Source organism: Pirellulales bacterium (assembly GCA_019694435.1).
GTDB lineage: Bacteria > Planctomycetota > Planctomycetia > Pirellulales > JAEUIK01 > JAIBBZ01.
Genome location: JAIBBZ010000058.1, coordinates 1 through 16876, shown reverse-complemented (window position 1 = coordinate 16876; position 16876 = coordinate 1). Strand labels below are relative to the sequence as shown.

The 16876-nt window shown below is 65.4% G+C and carries 16 protein-coding genes; 11 read left to right on the top strand and 5 right to left on the bottom strand.

From position 1 onward, the window contains the following. Positions 1–634, bottom strand: a 634-nt coding sequence (locus K1X74_22525) for a hypothetical protein (protein ID MBX7169129.1), incomplete at its 3' end; no start/stop codon positions are given. A gap of 295 nt (positions 635–929) precedes the next feature. On the opposite strand from K1X74_22525, the gene K1X74_22520 reads away from it, so the two are divergent. Then, positions 930–1859 carry an SMP-30/gluconolactonase/LRE family protein gene (locus K1X74_22520; protein MBX7169128.1) on the top strand — a complete coding sequence of 310 codons (930 nt, stop codon included), beginning with the start codon at positions 930–932 and terminating at the stop codon, positions 1857–1859. 66 nt (positions 1860–1925) lie between these two features. Here K1X74_22520 and K1X74_22515 read toward each other — a convergent pair whose 3' ends face one another. Beyond that, entirely contained in the window at positions 1926–4253 is a 2328-nt protein-coding gene (locus K1X74_22515; GenBank protein MBX7169127.1) for a DUF11 domain-containing protein, read from the bottom strand. Between the two features lie 280 nt (positions 4254–4533). Then, positions 4534–5292 (bottom strand): enoyl-CoA hydratase/isomerase family protein, encoded by a 759-nt coding sequence (locus K1X74_22510; protein ID MBX7169126.1) that lies wholly within the window; start codon positions 5290–5292, stop codon positions 4534–4536. Positions 5293–5375: 83 nt separating this feature from the next. Between K1X74_22510 and dusB the strand changes: the two genes are divergently transcribed. Then, positions 5376–6530 (top strand): tRNA dihydrouridine synthase DusB, encoded by a 1155-nt coding sequence (gene dusB, locus K1X74_22505; GenBank protein ID MBX7169125.1) that lies wholly within the window; start codon positions 5376–5378, stop codon positions 6528–6530. On the opposite strand, the gene K1X74_22500 is transcribed toward dusB, so the two are convergent. Continuing rightward, positions 6527–6964 carry a universal stress protein gene (locus tag K1X74_22500; protein ID MBX7169124.1) on the bottom strand — a complete coding sequence of 146 codons (438 nt, stop codon included), beginning with the start codon at positions 6962–6964 and terminating at the stop codon, positions 6527–6529. The genes dusB and K1X74_22500 overlap by 4 nt on opposite strands. A gap of 52 nt (positions 6965–7016) precedes the next feature. Next, complete coding sequence (locus tag K1X74_22495) at positions 7017–8576, bottom strand: alanine:cation symporter family protein (protein ID MBX7169123.1); 1560 nt, start codon at positions 8574–8576, stop codon at positions 7017–7019. Positions 8577–8927: 351 nt separating this feature from the next. Here K1X74_22495 and K1X74_22490 point away from each other — a divergent pair, with 351 nt between their 5' ends. The 9 genes from K1X74_22490 (at position 8928) to K1X74_22450 (ending at position 16728) form a co-directional block, all read left to right on the top strand. Next, complete coding sequence (locus K1X74_22490; GenBank protein MBX7169122.1) at positions 8928–9554, top strand: MarR family transcriptional regulator; 627 nt, start codon at positions 8928–8930, stop codon at positions 9552–9554. 37 nt (positions 9555–9591) lie between these two features. Beyond that, entirely contained in the window at positions 9592–10422 is an 831-nt protein-coding gene (gene sufC, locus K1X74_22485) for a Fe-S cluster assembly ATPase SufC (GenBank protein ID MBX7169121.1), read from the top strand. A 73-nt stretch (positions 10423–10495) separates the two neighbouring features. After that, positions 10496–11908, top strand: a complete 1413-nt coding sequence (sufB, locus tag K1X74_22480; protein MBX7169120.1) for a Fe-S cluster assembly protein SufB — start codon at positions 10496–10498, stop codon at positions 11906–11908. 71 nt (positions 11909–11979) lie between these two features. Further along, positions 11980–13314: a Fe-S cluster assembly protein SufD gene (sufD, locus tag K1X74_22475; GenBank protein ID MBX7169119.1), complete on the top strand. Its 1335-nt coding sequence runs from the start codon at positions 11980–11982 to the stop codon at positions 13312–13314. Between the two features lie 65 nt (positions 13315–13379). Further along, positions 13380–13697, top strand: coding sequence for a non-heme iron oxygenase ferredoxin subunit (locus K1X74_22470; protein MBX7169118.1), 318 nt, complete (start codon positions 13380–13382; stop codon positions 13695–13697). A 43-nt stretch (positions 13698–13740) separates the two neighbouring features. Beyond that, positions 13741–14055, top strand: a complete 315-nt coding sequence (locus K1X74_22465; GenBank protein ID MBX7169117.1) for a metal-sulfur cluster assembly factor — start codon at positions 13741–13743, stop codon at positions 14053–14055. 52 nt (positions 14056–14107) lie between these two features. After that, positions 14108–15115, top strand: a complete 1008-nt coding sequence (locus K1X74_22460) for an ATP-grasp domain-containing protein (GenBank protein MBX7169116.1) — start codon at positions 14108–14110, stop codon at positions 15113–15115. Beyond that, positions 15088–16128 (top strand): tetrahydromethanopterin-linked C1 transfer pathway, encoded by a 1041-nt coding sequence (locus K1X74_22455; GenBank protein MBX7169115.1) that lies wholly within the window; start codon positions 15088–15090, stop codon positions 16126–16128. Before K1X74_22460 ends, K1X74_22455 begins: the two co-directional genes overlap by 28 nt. Positions 16129–16131: 3 nt before the next feature. Continuing rightward, a complete protein-coding gene (locus K1X74_22450; GenBank protein ID MBX7169114.1) occupies positions 16132–16728 on the top strand; it encodes a hypothetical protein in 597 nt (198 codons plus the stop codon). Positions 16729–16876 lie beyond the last annotated feature (148 nt).

The window sequence follows — 16876 nt, the reverse complement described above, 5'->3', positions numbered from 1 at the left end:
TCTCGGTGGTCGCGATGCCGAGCTTGTCGCCGGCAAACTTCGTCTCGGGATCGACCGACGAGCGCCGGAACGGACCTGCGCCAAACACCCAACTGTCCTTGGCGTAACTCGTCACCGGGGCGACGCCCGACTGCCAGACCGGCAGGCCCGTCTTGCGGTTGTAGGCAAACACGGCCAGCTTGGCGACGCCCCGCTGATGCGTGTTCTTGGCCAGCGGGATCTCGGGGATGCTCGTCGGCAGCGGCGTGGGCAGAATGGCAGGCACGCTGACGCTCGGCACGCCCAAGGTGACGTCGTTGCGGTCGGTGCCGACGGCCCCGCTACGAGCCTCGACGACGAAGTTGGCGTCTTCACGGCGTTCTTTCAACACGCAGCCGCTGGCCAGGAGGTGCTGCCGGATCGTGCTGATGACGTAGTTCTCGTCGACCGTCCCGCGCAGGAATTGCGGATCGAAATACACCTCTTTGCCTGCCAAGGCACTGAAATCCAATTGCGAGACGGCTTGATCGACCGCGTCGGAAATCAAGAGTTGTTCGGTAGCAGTCCGGGCACTGTCGGTCCAGCGCGTCGTGCCGCAACCGGCGAGCGCGACGACGAGCACGCCCAGCGGCCGGGCCATGCGGAGCAGCGACATGAGTCGAGGCCTCGAAAGAATCGATCGACAAGTCCGAGCACAAAGCGGCCGACGAAATGCCGCGCGACGAGGGGCAGGATTGTAGAGCCAGCCGTCCGGCGCGGCTGCGCGAATCGAAGGCTGCAGCTAGCGCCAGCGGTCTGCGCTGCAACGGTTGCCAGCACGGGCCTGCAGGGCGTACCTTATCTCGCGTCGGAGTGCGGCGTTTCACCTTGAATGGCGGCTAAGTGGAGCGAATCACGTGAGTGGCAGCAGACTGGTAGCTGCGGCGTTTTGTATGTATTGGGCAGCAAGCATGGCGTGCGGCGCAGAGCACGATGATCTGCCCCCTTCGCATTCGGTGCGCCCGGAGTTGTTTGCCACGGGCTTTGAATTTGCCGAGGGGCCGGCATTCGACGCGGCGGGCAACCTGTTTGCGGTCAACTATCGGGCCAATGGCAACATCGGGCGGATCGCGCCCGACGGCACCGCGGCGGTATTTTGCGACCTGCGCGAGCTGGCCCCCGTCGACGGCCGTTTGCCCCAGGCCAACGGTCTGAAAGTCGATTCGCAGGGCCGGCTGATCGCGAGCGACTCGGGGGCCGGGCGGCTGCTGCGTGTCGCCGCCGATGGCCGCATGGTCGAGGTGCTGGCCGACTCCTGCGAAGGCGTCCGCTTTAACAGCGTCAACGACGTGGCCTTGGACCGCGCGGGCAATATCTACTTCAGCGATCCGGGCGGCTCGAACGCCGACAATCCAGTGGGCGCGATCTACCGCTACGAAGCGGCCACGGGCAAGGTGACACGGTTGGCCGACCGCCTGGCCTTTCCCAACGGGCTGGGAGTAACGCCCGACCAGAAACACCTTTGCCTGTCCGAGAGCCAGCGTTTCCGGCTGCTGATTTTCGATCTGGCACCGGATGGCACGGTGAGTAACCAGCGGGTGCTGATCGAGTTTCCCACCGAGACGCAAGGCAACCTGATCGGCGGGCGGCACGATCCCGATGGGCTGATCTTCGACGCCCGTGGCCGGCTGTATGTCGGGATGTGGACAGGCGGGGTGATTAACGTCGTCGAAGTGCCGTCGGGCCAACTGTTGCGGCAATATGACGCTGGGGGCAGCAAGGCGACCAACGTGCACTTCTACGGCGACTACCTGTACACCACGGTCGCCTCGAAAGAAGCGATCTTCCGCCTCAAGCTGGGCGTGAAGGGCTTCGACTACAACGCGCCGGTCGCTCCCTGACAGCCGCGCTGCTTGGCAGCAAAGCGCTGCTGGCGCCGCGGCCGGCGCGTGGCGCGGATGCGATTCCTATTCGCCGGCCGGCGAGGGTTCGTACGGCACCGGTTCAGCCGTGGCGGGCGCTTCCTGCGACTCGACCGGCGCTGGCTCGCCAGCCGGCTCCGTCGAGCCTGCCGAGGAATCCGGCTCGGCCAGTTCGCCATACACGCGGGTCGTCTCTTCGATCGCCAGGGCCGCGCCGGTTTCCTTGCATTGCAGTTCGGCCCGGAACACATGGTTCCCTTCGGCCTGGGCGCGGGCTTTGACCTTCAGGATCAGCTCGCGACCGGCCGGCAGCACGGCAATGCGGTCGAACACCACCTGGCCCGGGCCCAATTGATGTGCACCGCCCTGGGCCGTGGTCGGTTCGACCCCGTCGGAGAAGAAGCCGACGACGTCGATCCCTTCGGCCGCCTTCGTGCCGCGATTGCGGACGCGAATCGTATAGATGATTTCCTGGCCGACGGGCACGGGGCCTTGCGGATCGGAAACGTCCAGTTGCAGATCGGCCATCGCTTCGACGGTCGTAGCGGCGGTTTGCGCGATTTCCAGTTGGTCGTCGGCCGTCGCCACGATCGTTTGCTGTGCCACGCCGGCGGCGGACAGCTCACACTGCATTTCGAAGCTTTCCGTAGCACCCGGCGGCAGGACGGGCAGGCTCCACACGACCTGGCCGCGCTGTGCGTCGTGCTGGCCACCCGGGCTGTCCATTAGTTTCGCGCCATCCACCAGGGGTGCCACGATGCGCACCTTCTGGGCCGACGCGTTGCCCGGGTTCGTGACGGCAATTTTGTAGGTCGCGACGGTGCCGGCATAGACCAGCCGCGGCGCGCTCACTTGCAACCGCAGCTCGGGCTTGCGGACGACGACGTCGGCGGCAACCGTGGCCCGCAGACCGCCCTCGGCCGTGGCTTCGGCCTGCACCGAAATGCTACCTGCGTTACGTGCGGCAATCTGCACCTCGACGGCCTTGCTTTCGCCCGGACGCAAGGTGCCGACCTGGTAGGTTTGTGCGTTGCTCAGTTCGACGGTGCCCGGCAACAGGCGGACCACGATATTCTCGGCCTCACCGCTGCCAGGGTTCGAGAGCACCAGCTTGTACGTGCTCGAATGGCCGTAATGCAGCTCTTCCGGACCCGAGAGAGTCATTACCAGTTTTGGTTCTTGGACTTCGACCATGGCTTGGGTAGCCTGCGAGGCGAAGGCCCATTGCACGCCCAAGTCGAACGGACGGCTGCTGCGCGGCACCAATCGCAAGACGAGTTCTTCCTTGCCGGCGGCCGGCAGTTGGCTGAGCACCCAGATCATCGTTCCCGGCGGCGCTTGCTCGGGGGTGACCATTTCGCCGGTGCTCGGCTCGACGCTCGTCATGTCGGTGCCTTCCGGCACGTTGATCTGAACCTGCACCCCGCCGGCAGCCACGGCGCCGGAGTTGGTGACAACCAGCTTGTAGACGGCCTCGCGACCGACCAGCACGCGCCGCGGACCGGTCGTTTCGACCGCGATGAGCGGGCTCTGCTTGGTCATCAGCACTTCTTCGCCCGGCGGCGGCGCAATCGTCGGATTGACCGAACTTGCCACGGCCGGGCCCACGGGTGCTGCCTGCGGGACGGGGACTTGCGCGGTCGACTCGGCGGCTGCGCTCTCGGGCGCTTCGCCGGTCTCTTCACTGGGGGTCGGTTGCTCGGTGCTTAGCGCTTCCGACGTGTCGGGCACTTCCGGGGCGCTCGATTCCTCTTCCACGGCAGAGGCAGACGTCTGCGGCGCCGGAGTGTTGGTCTTCATCCGCCGGGCAGCCGACAAACGCTCGGCCAGGGTTTTTTCGCGGCGCGCCACGTCGGGCGATTCATCTGCCTCCTGTGGAGACGGCTCCGAGGTCGAAGGCGTGACGACTTGCACCCGTGTGCCCGACGTGGACGGAGCGCTGTCTTCGTTCGGGCTGCCGACCCGGGGCGCAGAACTGCGGCGGGCGACGCGGGGCGTAGCGACGCCGGGCGGCTGCGCCTCTTCGAAGTCGTCCTGGACGACGCGCGGCACGTTGCGCTTCTGGTTCAACGGCCGGCGCGAGCTCGACGGCGTCGGCATAGCAACCTCGCCGGTCGGATTGCCGGGGGCGGCTTGCGCACCCGGCGTTGCCGCCGGATTGTGCTGATGAGGATGTTGATGCTGTTGTTGTTGCTGCGCTTGGCGCTGCTGCTTCATCTGCATTTGCCGCGCCCGCGAGGGTGGCAGCCGCAGCTTGCCGTTGAGGATCCCGCTTAAGACCCCGCCGTTCTCTTGCGCAGCCGCCGTGCCCGTCATCAGGACCAGCAGCAACACGACGCGCAATCCAAGCCCGTAATCTTTCGTCCGGCGCATAGTGCTATCTCAACAGCTCGATTCCTATGTCAACGGTCCGTCGTCAGATATCGGGCCTACCGCTGGGAACAGTCCAGGAAACTTTGCCGCTTGCGGCGGCTGGCCGAGTGGCGCGGGATGCAAGGACAGAATTGGTAGCAGGCACCTAATTCCTTGCCAATCCTCGCCCTGCGGCGACCACCAGATAGCAGGGGAGACATATCTGCAGCGCAAAAAATTTCTGCGTTTACTGGACTTTCGACAGCGCGCGACGCCGCTACGAATCGCCTGCTGGCACAGCTCAGCTCTGCGGCTTGTTGAAACTGTCGAGCGCTGCTTGCGCCGTGGGAGAAGCGAAACCACGCGCGAAAGCCGTTGCCGAGATCCGGTCCCACACATCGTGCGGCTGCCCACGCAGTTGACCAAAGAATCGCCGGGCCTCGGCGACGACCGGCGGCTTTGCTGACGCCACGCGCCGGGCCACTTCCAGCGCTCGCGGCAAGAGCTCGTCCGGCGCGACGAGCTGATCGACGAGCCCCCATGTCGCTCCTTGTGCCGCGTCGAAGCGGCCGGCCACGAGCACCAGTTGCTCGGCCCGTGCGGGTCCCACCCAGGCAGCCAATCGCGACAACGCCCAAGGTGGGAGCCACTGCTGCGCGGCCTCGGGAAACCCGAGCTGGGTGCCCGTGGCGACGATCCGCAGATCGCAATACAGCGACAGGAAAAACCCGCCGCCCACGGCATAGCCGTGGATGGCAGCGATCGTCGGACGATCGAGCGCCGCCAGACGGTCGAACACTCCGGCAAACGCCAATTCCAGCTCCGTGGCCTCGGCCGGCGTGCAAGCGGCCAGTTCACGCAGGTCGGCGCCCGCGCAAAATCCGCGGCCGGCTCCGCACAAGACAACGGCACGCAGGGCGTCGTCGTCGGCGATCGCGTCGAGGTGGCGGGCCAATGCGGCGACCAAGCCGCGATCGAGCGCGTTGGCCACCTGCGGGCGGTTGAGGCGGAGCACCGCCACATTCCCAGCGCGTTCGAACTCGATCGGTGCGGGCGTCATGGGCGGCGATTGTAGGACGCGAGACCGGCCCTGAATAGACGCCGGCTTGCGGCAATTTGCGCTTGCAGATTCAATAAGTTGCTATGTCGATCGCTCTTCCCCCGGACTCGCAAAGCTCTGCCCACGTGCCGCCGGTGCCGCGGCGCGCGCCGCTGATGATCGGCCCGGTCCTGGTCGATCCACCGGTGCTACAAGCGCCGATGGCGGGCTTTACAAACTACGCCTATCGCCAGATCGTGCGCGAGTTCGGCGGCGCCGGCCTGCAAGCGACCGAGATGATCAGCGCCAAAGGCTTCCTCGAGAACGAGGAGCACTCCGGAGAGTTCCCGGACCGCCTCTGGGGCGTAAAGGACGAACCGCGGCCCTTGGCCGTGCAGATCTGGGACAACGATCCGCCGACGTTGGCGGCGGTCGGCGCGCGGCTGGCGCATGAATTCCGTGTGAGCGTTGTCGACATCAATTTCGGTTGTCCCGTGAAGCAGGTGACCGAGAAGGCCCACAGCGGCTCGTACCTGCTGCGCGATCCGGAGCGCGTGGGGCGCATCGTCGAGCGCGTCGTCGAGGCCTGTCGGCCGACCCCCGTGACCGCCAAGATTCGCCTGGGCTGCACGCGAAACTCGGTCAATGCCGCCGATGTTGCCCGCGTCGTCGAACAAGCCGGCGCGGCCGCGCTGACGGTGCACGGCCGCACGGCGCAGGAGTTTTTCCAAGGTCAGGCCGACTGGGACCGGATCGCCGACATCAAAGAGCATCTGCGGCGGATTCCCCTGATCGGCAATGGCGATCTGACGAGCGCCGAGCGCGCCGTAGAGCGGCTCAATCGGTATCCGGTCGATGGAGTGATGATTGCGAGGGCCGCGCTGGGCAAACCGTGGTTGTTCCGGCAGGTCGCAGCGGCGCTGGCCGGGTTGCCAATTCCGCCCGATCTTACGCCCAGCGAGGAACAGCAATTGTTGCTGCATCACTACGACCTGGTGGTCGCGCGGTTTGGCGTCGACCAGGGCACGGTGCTGATGCGCAAGTTTGCCTGCTGCTACGCGCAAGGGCGGCCCGGTGCGCGCGAGTTTCGCACCTATGCCTGCCGCGTGACCTCGCCGGCCGACTTTCACGAAGTCGTCAACCGCCATTTTCCGCTGCGTAGGGCGAGGCGCCAGCTGCGCGACGGCTTTCCGGACGCGGCCGAGGGCTGCACTGAGGTGCCGGGCGACTGCACCACCGACGACGATGCGCGAGATTAGCCGGCCGGGCCGCGCAGCACCAACACCGGGCAATGCGCCAGCCGGACGACGCGCTCGGCCGTGGAACCGATGAGCAGCCGGCTCAGACCCGTGCGGCCATGCGACGGCAACACGATCAGCTCGGCCCCGATGCGTTCGGCGTATTCGGCCACCTGGCGGCCGGCGTCGCCGAATTCGATGTCCCGCACGCAGCCGGCATATTTCGCGTCGGCCAGCCGCTCGCCCAGGGCGGTCAGTACATGTCTGCGCCGGCTGTCGTTGTCGATGGTGTTCCAGATCACGCCCGGCTCTGCCGGTTCGAGCGACGGCAAGACGTGCAGCACGTGCAGGTCAGACGGCCGGGCCACCAGCTCCAGTGCGGCATCGACGGCGGTAAACGATTCGGCAGAGAAGTCGACCGGCACAACGACTTTTTTCTTCGGAAGCCAGGGCACGGGTGAGATCCTCCCAAGGGGGTGCAAAAGCCGACGGCCGAGGGCCGGGTGGTTAGTGCATGCGGCGGTTGTGAAGCTGACCGGTATGCAGGCGGTGCCAGTAATCGAGCATCGCCGCGCGCACTTTCCCGCTCAACAACACGCAACCGATGACGTTCGGAAAGGCCATCGACAGAATCATCATATCGCTGAAAGCCAGGATGTTCGTGGCCGTGGCGATCGAGCCGAAAAACACGAACCCGAGGAACAGCACGCGAAACGCCAGGGCCCGGTGCTGCCCGAACAGCAGCGACCAGCAACGTTCGCCGTAATACGACCAGGAAATCATCGTCGAATAGGCGAACAGGAAGACGGCGGCCGCCAATAAGTAAGGGAACCAAGGCTGCGACCGCTCGAAGGCCGCCGTGGTCAGCGTGGCCCCGTCGCGACCGGCCAGCGTCGGGTCGCTGTAGACCCCCGTGACGACGATCACCAGACCCGTCATCGTGCACACGACGACGGTGTCGATGAACGGCTCGAGCAAGGCCACGAAGCCTTCGCTGAGCGGTTCCTGGGTTTTGGCCGCGGCATGCGCGATCGAGGCCGAGCCGACGCCCGCCTCGTTCGAAAAACTGGCCCGCTGCACGCCGGTGACAAAGGCCCCGAGCAGCCCGCCGTAGACCGATCCCGGGTTGAAGGCGCCCGTCAAGATGGCCCAGGCCGCATCGTCGAGCCGCGCGAAGTTCATCCCCAAGATCGACAGCGCCGCGAGGATGTACAGCGCGCACATGAGCGGCACGATTTTTTCTGCCGTGGCGGCGATCCGGCGAATCCCGCCGATGATGACGACGCCCACCAGCGTTGCCATCAGCAGACCGTAGACCGGCTTATAAAGCTCGGCAAACCGATCCAGCGAGGCCTGCAGCTCGGCGCGCTCGGCTTGCAACGTTTCGGCGTTGGCCGGTTGAGTTGCCAGCGAGCGGTCGATCTCCTCGACGCGGCGCGTCGTGTCGAGCTGGATGACGGCCAGCAGGGTGCTGGCCGATTGGTTCGCCTGAAACGCGCAGCCGCCGCCGAACGACCCGCCGATGCACATCACCGCAAACATCACGGCCAGCACGGCGCCCAACCGTGCGAGTCCCAGTTCGCCGAGACCCAGGCGCAGGTAATGCATCGGTCCGCCCGAGATCGTGCCGTCGGTAGCGACCTGGCGGTACAGCTGGCCGAGAGTGCATTCGGTGAATTTGCTGGACATGCCGAACAAACCCGCCATCACCATCCAGAACACCGCGCCCGGCCCGCCGATGCTGACGGCAAACGCCACGCCGGCGATGTTTCCCAGCCCGACCGTGGCCGACAGCGCAGAGGCCAGCGCCTGAAAGTGCGTTACCTCGCCGGGGTTGTCGGGATCGTCATAGTCGCCGCGCAATAGCCGCAGGGCATGCGGAAATCCCCATACGGCGACGAACCGCATGAAGACGGTAAAGAAGATTGCCGCGGCAAACAGCCAGATCACGATGAACGGCAGCTTGCCCGGCACCTTGAAGGGCAACAGCCGGCCCAGATCGAAGGTGATAACGTCGGTGAGCGGCGTCACGACCCAATCGCCAAACGCCCGGTCGACCGTCGTCATCCAATTGGCCGCGGCTGAGGCGCCTTCGGCCGGCGTCGCAGGGGCCGTAGAGCCCGTAGGGGCCGGCTCCGTGGCACCGGGCGCGCCCTGGGCAACGGGCGGTGCTAGCAGCACCGCGAAAGCGGCTGCCGTGGAAACCAAGGAAAACCACCTGAGCATGCCGGCAAGCCTCATTGCGGACGGGCTGTCTGGACAAAGTTCGACGCCAGTTCTAGGTGAATAAGTCTATGAATGTCAATGGTTTGCGTGCTATGTGTGCGCTTGGCGTATGTTTTTCACATATCTGGTTGCCAAAATTGCGATAACGGCTAAGATACGACCGATTGAGAGGGCCTGGGCGAAGGCCTCACTATGAGCACGATCCACGAAACATCCGACTCGACCGTGATCGACCTCCTGCGCAAGGAAGGTGCGCTGGGTGTCAGCGACCTGGCCGCTGCGCTGGATGTCACGGCGACGGCGGTCCGGCAACGGTTGATGCGGCTCATGAGCCAAGGGCTGGTCGAGCGCGAATCGAGCGCGAAGGCGGGGCGCGGCCGGCCGAGCCATCGCTACCGCCTGACGGAGAAGGCCCGGCGCCGCGCCGGGACCAACTTTGCCGACCTGGCCATGGTGCTCTGGCACGAGTTGGGAGTCGACCAGGAACCCGCCGCGCGGGCATTGCTGATGCGCAGGGTGGCCAAGGCGCTGGCGACCCATTATTTGAAGGAAGTGCAAGGAGCCAGCTCGGAAGAGCGCATGCAGGCCATTAGCACGTTGTTCGGCCACCGCGATGTGCCGTTCACCGTTGACCGGGCAAACGGCCTGCCGGTGCTCAGGGCGCACGACTGCCCTTATCCCGATCTGGCGGACCAGGATCGCACGATTTGCGAGTTGGAACGGTTGGTCTTCAGCGAGCTGTTGGCGGCGGGCGTCGAGCTGTCGCAATGCCGTCTCGACGGTCAGCCGTGCTGCCAATTTGAACCCCGATTGAGTTGAACCGCCGCCGCTGCGCGGCGCATCCCCGAGGCACCCGATGAGCGAAGCAGCCAAGGAAACCCTGAAAATCGAAGGCCTGCACGTCAGCGTCGAGGGGAAGGAGATTCTCCGCGGCGTGGACCTGGAGATCCGTCGCGGCGAGACCCACGCGTTGATGGGCCCCAACGGCTCGGGGAAGAGCACGCTCGGGTTCGCCATCATGGGCCACCCAAATTACGAAGTCACCGCTGGTTCGATCACGCTCAACGGCCAGGACCTGTTGGCGATGGAGCCCAACGAACGCGCGCGGGCCGGCTTGTTTCTGGCCTTTCAGCGGCCGATGGCGATTCCCGGCGTCAAGCTGGCCGACTTCCTGCGGCACGCCACGACCAACGTGCGCAACCCGGCACGCAAGGAAGGCGAAGACCTGATCCCGATGCGTGAATTCCGCAAGGAGCTCAAGAGCAAGATGGAGCAACTGCGGATGGATCCTGACTTTGCCCGCCGGTACGTGAACGACGGTTTCTCCGGCGGCGAAATGAAGCGGGCCGAGATTCTGCAGATGGCCATGCTGCGGCCGAAGTTCGCCGTGCTCGACGAGACCGACAGCGGGCTCGACGTGGACGCGGTGCGGCTGGCCAGCCAGAGCATTGCGGAGATCGGCGGCAAAGACATGGGCATCCTGATCATCACGCACCACGACAAACTGCTCGAGCACAATCGGCCCGACTACACCCACGTGATGATGGGCGGGCGGATCGTCGAAACGGGCGGCCCGGAACTCGCCGAAGAATTGCACGAACGAGGCTATGACCGGATTCGGGCCAAGTATCCCGAAGCGGCCGCGGCCGAGGTCGTGTTGGCGCGCGACGCAGCGGCCACGGCTTGACGATTTTCACGCAACCTGCGGCGCTCACCGAAGCATGAGAACCCCTTCGCCCTTCGAGGCAACCAAAAACGCGATGGCCACGGACACCAAGGAACAGTTCGCAGTCGGCGTCGGCGAAATCAATAAGTACGATTTCCGCAACGAAGAGAAGTACATCTTCAAGAGCCGCAAGGGGCTCGATGCCGAAATCGTCAACCAGATTTCCGACATGAAGAACGAGCCGGACTGGATGCGCCAATTCCGGCTGCGCAGCCTGGAGACCTTCCTGGCGAAACCATTGCCGCGCTGGGGCGGGAACATCGACCTCGACTTCCAGGACATCTATTACTACATCAAGCCGTCCGATCGCCAGGGCCGCAGCTGGGACGAAGTGCCCGACGAGATCAAGCGGACGTTCGACAAGCTGGGCATTCCAGAAGCCGAGAAGAAATTCCTCGCCGGGGTCAAGGCGCAGTACGAGAGCGAAGTCGTCTATGGCTCGCTCCGCGAAGAACTCTCCGGCCAGGGGGTGATCTTTACCGACACCGACACGGCCGTGCGCGAATATCCCGACCTGGTCCGGGAGTATTTCAGCAAAGTCATCCCTTCGAGCGACAACAAATTCGCCGCGCTGAATTCGGCCGTCTGGTCCGGCGGGTCGTTCATCTACGTTCCCAAGGGTGTGAAGATCGAATTCCCGCTGCAGGCCTACTTCCGCATCAACGCGGAAAACATGGGCCAGTTCGAGCGGACGCTGATCATCGTCGACGAGGGTGCCCAGGTGCACTACGTCGAAGGCTGCACGGCGCCGATGTACAGCACCGAAAGCCTGCATTCGGCCGTGGTCGAGATCATCGTCAAGAAGCACGCCCGCTGCCGCTACACGACGATTCAGAACTGGGCCAACAACATCTACAACCTGGTGACCAAACGGGCCGTGGCCTACGAAGGCGCGGTCATGGAGTGGATCGACGGCAATCTCGGCAGCCGGCTGACGATGAAATACCCGGCCGTCTATATGGTCGAGCCCGGCGCCCGCGGCGAGATTCTTTCGATCGCGTTCGCCTCTTCGGGCCAGCATCAGGACGCCGGGGCCAAGGTCGTGCACGCCGCGCCGCACACCTCCAGCCGCATCGTCTCGAAGTCGATCTCGAAGAACGGCGGCCGGGCGAGCTATCGCGGGCTGGTCAAGGTCGACTCGGGCGCCCGCAAGGCCAAGAGCAGCGTGGTGTGCGACGCGTTGATTCTCGACGACCGCAGCCGGAGCGACACGTACCCCTACATCGAAGTCGACGAGCAGGACGTGACGATCGGCCACGAGGCGAGCGTCTCGCGGATCGGCGAAGAGCAGTTGTTCTACCTGACCAGCCGCGGCCTGTCCGAGGCCGAAGCGAGCACGATGATCGTCAACGGCTTTATCGAGCCGCTGGTCAAGGAACTGCCGATGGAATACGCGGTCGAAATGAACCGCTTGATCGAGCTGCAGATGGAAGGCTCGGTCGGTTAACGCAGGCTTGCTGTGACACCAGATTCTCGCCGGCCGGCGGTCGGCGGTATTGAGAGAGTGATTGTCGTTAGATGGCTACCGTGACGCGTGCCGGTTTCGTTCAGGACGCCTTCGACGCGTTTCTCGCCCGCCGAGATGAGCCCGACTGGCTGCGCGAGTTGCGTCGGCAATCGTGGGAGCGATTTCTCGTCACGCCGCTGCCGACCACTTCGCTCGAGGAGTGGCGCCGGACCGATATTCGCGCGCTGAAGCTCGATCGTTTCGGCCTGCCCGGCGAAGCCTTGGCGACGGCCGAGTTGCCGCCGGCCCTGTTGACCGAGTTGCCGGCGGCCTTGTTGACTGCGGGCGTCGAACTGGCCGGGCAAACGGTTGCTCTCGACAGTCAGACGCAAGATGTTCACGACGGTCAGCTCGAACCCGAACTGCGCCGACAAGGCGTGTTGTTCGGTAGTCTCGACCGGCTGCTCGTCGAGCACGAGGCGGTGTTGCGGCCTCACTTCCTGTCGGTGGTCGATCCGACGCACGACAAGTTCGCGGCGCTGCATGGTGCGGCGTGGTCGGGCGGCAGCGTGCTCTACGTGCCGCGCGGCGTGAAGATCGAGCGGCCCTTACACATGTTCTCGGCCTTGCGCGCCGGCGCGGCCGATTTCGGCCATACGCTCGTGGTGCTCGAGGAAGGCGCCGAAGCGACCGTCCTCGGCGAAACTGCCGGCGGCGGCGACAGCGGACTGCACTGCGGGGCGATCGAGCTGGTCGTCGGGCCCGGCGCCTCGCTGCGCTACGTGAACTTGCAGAACTGGTCGAACGGCGTCTGGCATTTTGCCCATCAACGCGCGGTGGTCCAGCGCCACGCGCAGTTGCAATGGACAATTGGCGCCCTGGGCAGCCGGCTGGCCAAGGTGAATCAACACGTCGCGTTGACCGGCGCAGGCAGCCGCGCGCAAGTGAACGGCGTGATGTTTACCGAAGGGCGCCAACACCTGTCCTATCACACGCTGCAGCACCACCAGTGCGAACAAGGCACCAGTGACCTGTTGTACAAGGGCGCCTTGCAGGACCAGTCGCGCGTCGTGTGGCGCGGCATGATCAAGGTCGATCCGGCGGCGCAGAAGACCAATGCCTATCAGCGCAACGACAACCTGATGTTGTCCGAGTCCTCGCGAGCGGATTCGATCCCAGGCCTGGAAATCGAGGCCGATGACGTGATTTGCACGCATGGCGCCACGGCTGGCCGCGTCGACGACGAGCAGGTCTTTTACACCCGCTGTCGCGGCCTGACCCGCAACGAAGCCGTCCGGACGATCGTCGCCGGGTTCTTTCAACAAGTGTTCGACCGCATTACGATCGCCAGCGTGCGCGAGGCGCTTGGCGAGGCGATCGGGCGGCGGATACGCGAATTCAACTGAATCGGCGGCCCGACTAGCCAGGTATTTCGCGGGACCACCCGCGCCGAGTGTGCATGGATACTTCGATGGCGGAATTCGTACGTGTGGCCCGTACCGCTGAGATTCCCGACCCTGGGCGCCAGGTGTTCGAGATCGACCAGCGCCTCGTGGCAGTGTTTCACGTGAGCGGTCAGGTCTATGCGCTGGACGACGTGTGTACGCACGACGGCGGACCTTTGGCCGAGGGCGAATTGGAAGATCACGAGATCAGTTGTCCCCGCCACGGCGCCCGGTTCGATATTCGCGACGGTCGGGCCTTGTGCCTGCCGGCCACGCGTCCGACCAAGGTGCACGAGGCCAAGATCGTCGGCGACGAGATTTTTGTCCGGCTGCTAGATGAGTGACCTGCCATAGTGGCCGCGCCGCACGGCCGAGGGAGAGATCGCAATGAGCATCAATGAAGACACGGTGCGCGAAGCACTCAAGCAGGTGATCGATCCCGAGTTGTTCGTGAACATCGTCGATCTCGGTTTGATTTATGTGGTCAACACGGCTGAGGTCGAAGGATGCACCAACGTCGAGGTCGAGATGACCATGACCAGTCCGGCCTGCCCCGCGGGACCTCAGTTGCTAGCCGGAGCCAAGGACGCCATCGGCAAGCTCGAGGGAGTCGGCGAGGTGAACATCAAGCTGGTGATGTCGCCGCCCTGGGGACCCGAGCGGATGAGCGAAGACGCCCGGGACCAATTGGGCATCTTTTAGCGCGCGATGGCCGTTCGACGCGGCGGGGTGCGCGTTTGCGGAGCCACCTGTCTTGCGCGTGCTGATCTACGAAAGCGTATTCGCAGAGGGGCCGGTGCGCGACGACTGGCGCGCGCTGCGTCCCGAGGCTCGGGCGATGCTCGCCAGCGTGGCCCTGGACCTGGCTGCTGTACCGGGTTGCGAGGTGACCGTGGTCGCGGCGCCGGCCACGGAGTTGAGACTAAAGGGCGTACGCACGATCGCCGACGCCCGAGAGGCGTTTGCCCGCTGCGAAGCGCTGCTGGTGATTTGCCCCGAGGACGATGCGCCGGCGCTGGCACTGATCGCAGAGGCGCGGCGCCGTGGCGTCCGCTTGTTGAATTGCGATGACGAATTGATGCGCCTGTGCGGTGACAAGCGCCGGCTCAATGCGTGGCTGGCCCGGCACGCCGTGCCGGTGCCGGCGACGGTCGACGAGACCGGCGATCAGGGTTCGATGATTGTGAAGCCGCGCTTCGGTTGCGGCTGCCAGCACACCCGTCTGGTGACAGGGCCCGCGCCGCTGGCGTTCGCGGAAGGCGGGCGCGAGCGGTGGCATTGTGAGCGATTTGTCGAAGGCCAGCCGGCGAGCGTCCTGATCCTCTGCGGCCCCGAGGTGCACGTGCCGTTGGAACCCTGCCGTCAGGCGATCCGCATGGGGGCCGATGGATTGCTGGAATATGCAGGCGGATCGCTGCCGTTGTGCGGCGCTCGCGCCGCGCGAGCACGCGCGCTGGCCATGCGCGCCGTCGGGGCCTTGCCCGGGCCGCGTGGCTTTGTCGGCGTCGATCTCATGCTGGGCGATGACGAACAGGGCCGCGAAGACACGGTGATCGAGATTAACCCGCGGCTGACGACCTCGTACGTCGGGCTGAGGGCCGCAGCCGAGACGAACCTGGCCGCGGCCCTGCTCGAGGTCGTCGCTGGCCGGGCCCCCCTTTGCCGGTTTCGAGACGGGGCAGTACGCTTCACTCCCGCGGGCGAGGTCGAGATCGCGCCCGGCGCCGCGGAAGCGTGTTCGTCAACCAGGTCCTGCACATGAACGTGCTGGCGCTCGATATCGGCGGGGCGAATCTCAAGCTGGCCGATGGCTGCGGCTTCGCCGTCGCACGCCCCTTCCCTTTGTGGCAGCAACCCGGGCGCTTGGGCGATGCGCTGGTCGCAGTGCTCGCGGCCGCGCCCGCCGCGGAGGTCTTGGCCGTCACGATGACGGGCGAGTTGGCCGATTGTTATGCGACCAAGCGCGCCGGGGTGGGGGCTATTCTCGATGCCGTTGGCCAGGCGGCCGGATCGCGCCGCACGCTGGTTTACCTGACCGACGGCTCGTTCGCCTCGCCTGAGACCGCGCGGCAGCGTTTTCTCGAAGCGGCCGCTTCGAATTGGCACGCGCTGGCCTCGTTTGCGGCACGCTTTCTCGAAGGCGCGCCGGGATTGATGTTCGACATCGGGTCGACCACTTGCGACATCGTTCCCGTGCTCGACGGCCGGCCTGCCACACGCGCGAAAACCGATCCCGCGCGGCTGATGACGGGCGAGCTGGTCTATGCGGGCGTGCGGCGTACGCCGATTTGTGCGGTGGTCGATCGCCTGCCTTGGCGGGGCAATTACTGCCCGGTCGCGGCGGAGCTCTTCGCGGCGACCGGCGATGTGTATTTGCTGCTCGAGGAATTGGCCGAAGATCCGGGCCGGTGCGATACGGCCGACGGTCGAGCGCAGACCAAGGATGCCGCCTGGGATCGAATGGCCCGGTCGATCTGTGCCGATCGGGAGATGTTCGACGCAGAGTCGGCTATCGAGGCAGCCACGTTCGTGGCCAAGGCCTTGGAGCGGCGCGTGGCCGACGGCGCGCGCAAGGTTGTGTTCGCCATGCCAGAACCTCCTCGGGCTGTGTTGGTATCGGGCGAGGGCGAATTCCTTGCGCGGCGCGTGCTGTCGCGGCTGCGGCTCAACGCGCAAGTGATCTCTCTGGGCGAGCAGTTCGGAGCGGCCGCGTCGCAGACGGCGCCGGCGCATGCGCTGGCCGTGTTGGCGCGGGCCTATCTGGCCAAGGGTTGAGCCATGCGCGTCGTCAAGTTGGGCGGCAGCTTGCTCGATTGGCCCGACATCAGCACGGCATTGCCGCAATGGCATGCGGCACAGCCGGCCATGCCGTCGGTGCTGGTGGTCGGTGGCGGACGCCTGGCCGACGTGTTTCGCGAGATGTACCGTTTACATTCGCTGTCCGAGGCCAGTGCGCATTGGCTTTGCGTGCGAGCCATGCAACTCAACAGCCACTTGGCGCACGCCTTGTGGCCGGCCACGGTTCACTTGGACTCGCTAGCCGCGGCTGCTCGGTTGCCGCCCGAACGTCCGGGGCTGCTCGACCCATGGCAGTTTTTGCAAGCCGAGGCGACCGCATCGGGCGTTTCCGCCCTACCGGAGTGCTGGGATGTGACCAGCGACTCGATCGCCGCGCGCGCTGGCGAGTGTTTGGGTGCGTGCGAGTTGGTTTTGTTGAAGTCGGCGCTGCCTTCAGAACCCTTTACACGGGCGTACGCCACGCAAACGGGCTATGTCGACGCCTTTTTCGCGACGGCTGCTGCGCGTCTGCCGGCGGTGCGCTGCGTCAACCTGCGCGGGGCAAACTGGCCGGAATGTCTGCTCGCTGCGAACTAGGAGGTCAGCCCCGGCGACCGTGCCTTAGTCCCACCACCAATGCTGGCCGCTGGGGGCGGCGGTGGTGCGGGCTGCGGCGACGCGTTCGTCGGTGGTCGTGCGGTCGATGACTTGCCAGCTGTTGATCGACACGCCGCCCGAGGCGCCG

Bases quoted from the DNA above. Each gene is read 5' to 3' on its own strand.
- K1X74_22490 (MBX7169122.1), top strand. From the start codon at position 8,928: ATGAGCACGATCCACGAAACATCCGACTCGACCGTGATCGACCTCCTG.
- sufD (MBX7169119.1), top strand. From the start codon at position 11,980: ATGGCTACCGTGACGCGTGCCGGTTTCGTTCAGGACGCCTTCGACGCG.
- K1X74_22515 (MBX7169127.1), bottom strand. From the start codon at position 4,253: ATGCGCCGGACGAAAGATTACGGGCTTGGATTGCGCGTCGTGTTGCTG.
- K1X74_22510 (MBX7169126.1), bottom strand. From the start codon at position 5,292: ATGACGCCCGCACCGATCGAGTTCGAACGCGCTGGGAATGTGGCGGTG.
- K1X74_22450 (MBX7169114.1), top strand. From the start codon at position 16,132: ATGCGCGTCGTCAAGTTGGGCGGCAGCTTGCTCGATTGGCCCGACATC.
- sufB (MBX7169120.1), top strand. From the start codon at position 10,496: ATGGCCACGGACACCAAGGAACAGTTCGCAGTCGGCGTCGGCGAAATC.
- dusB (MBX7169125.1), top strand. From the start codon at position 5,376: ATGTCGATCGCTCTTCCCCCGGACTCGCAAAGCTCTGCCCACGTGCCG.
- K1X74_22520 (MBX7169128.1), top strand. From the start codon at position 930: ATGGCGTGCGGCGCAGAGCACGATGATCTGCCCCCTTCGCATTCGGTG.
- K1X74_22470 (MBX7169118.1), top strand. From the start codon at position 13,380: ATGGCGGAATTCGTACGTGTGGCCCGTACCGCTGAGATTCCCGACCCT.
- K1X74_22495 (MBX7169123.1), bottom strand. From the start codon at position 8,576: ATGACGACGGTCGACCGGGCGTTTGGCGATTGGGTCGTGACGCCGCTC.
- K1X74_22465 (MBX7169117.1), top strand. From the start codon at position 13,741: ATGAGCATCAATGAAGACACGGTGCGCGAAGCACTCAAGCAGGTGATC.
- sufC (MBX7169121.1), top strand. From the start codon at position 9,592: ATGAGCGAAGCAGCCAAGGAAACCCTGAAAATCGAAGGCCTGCACGTC.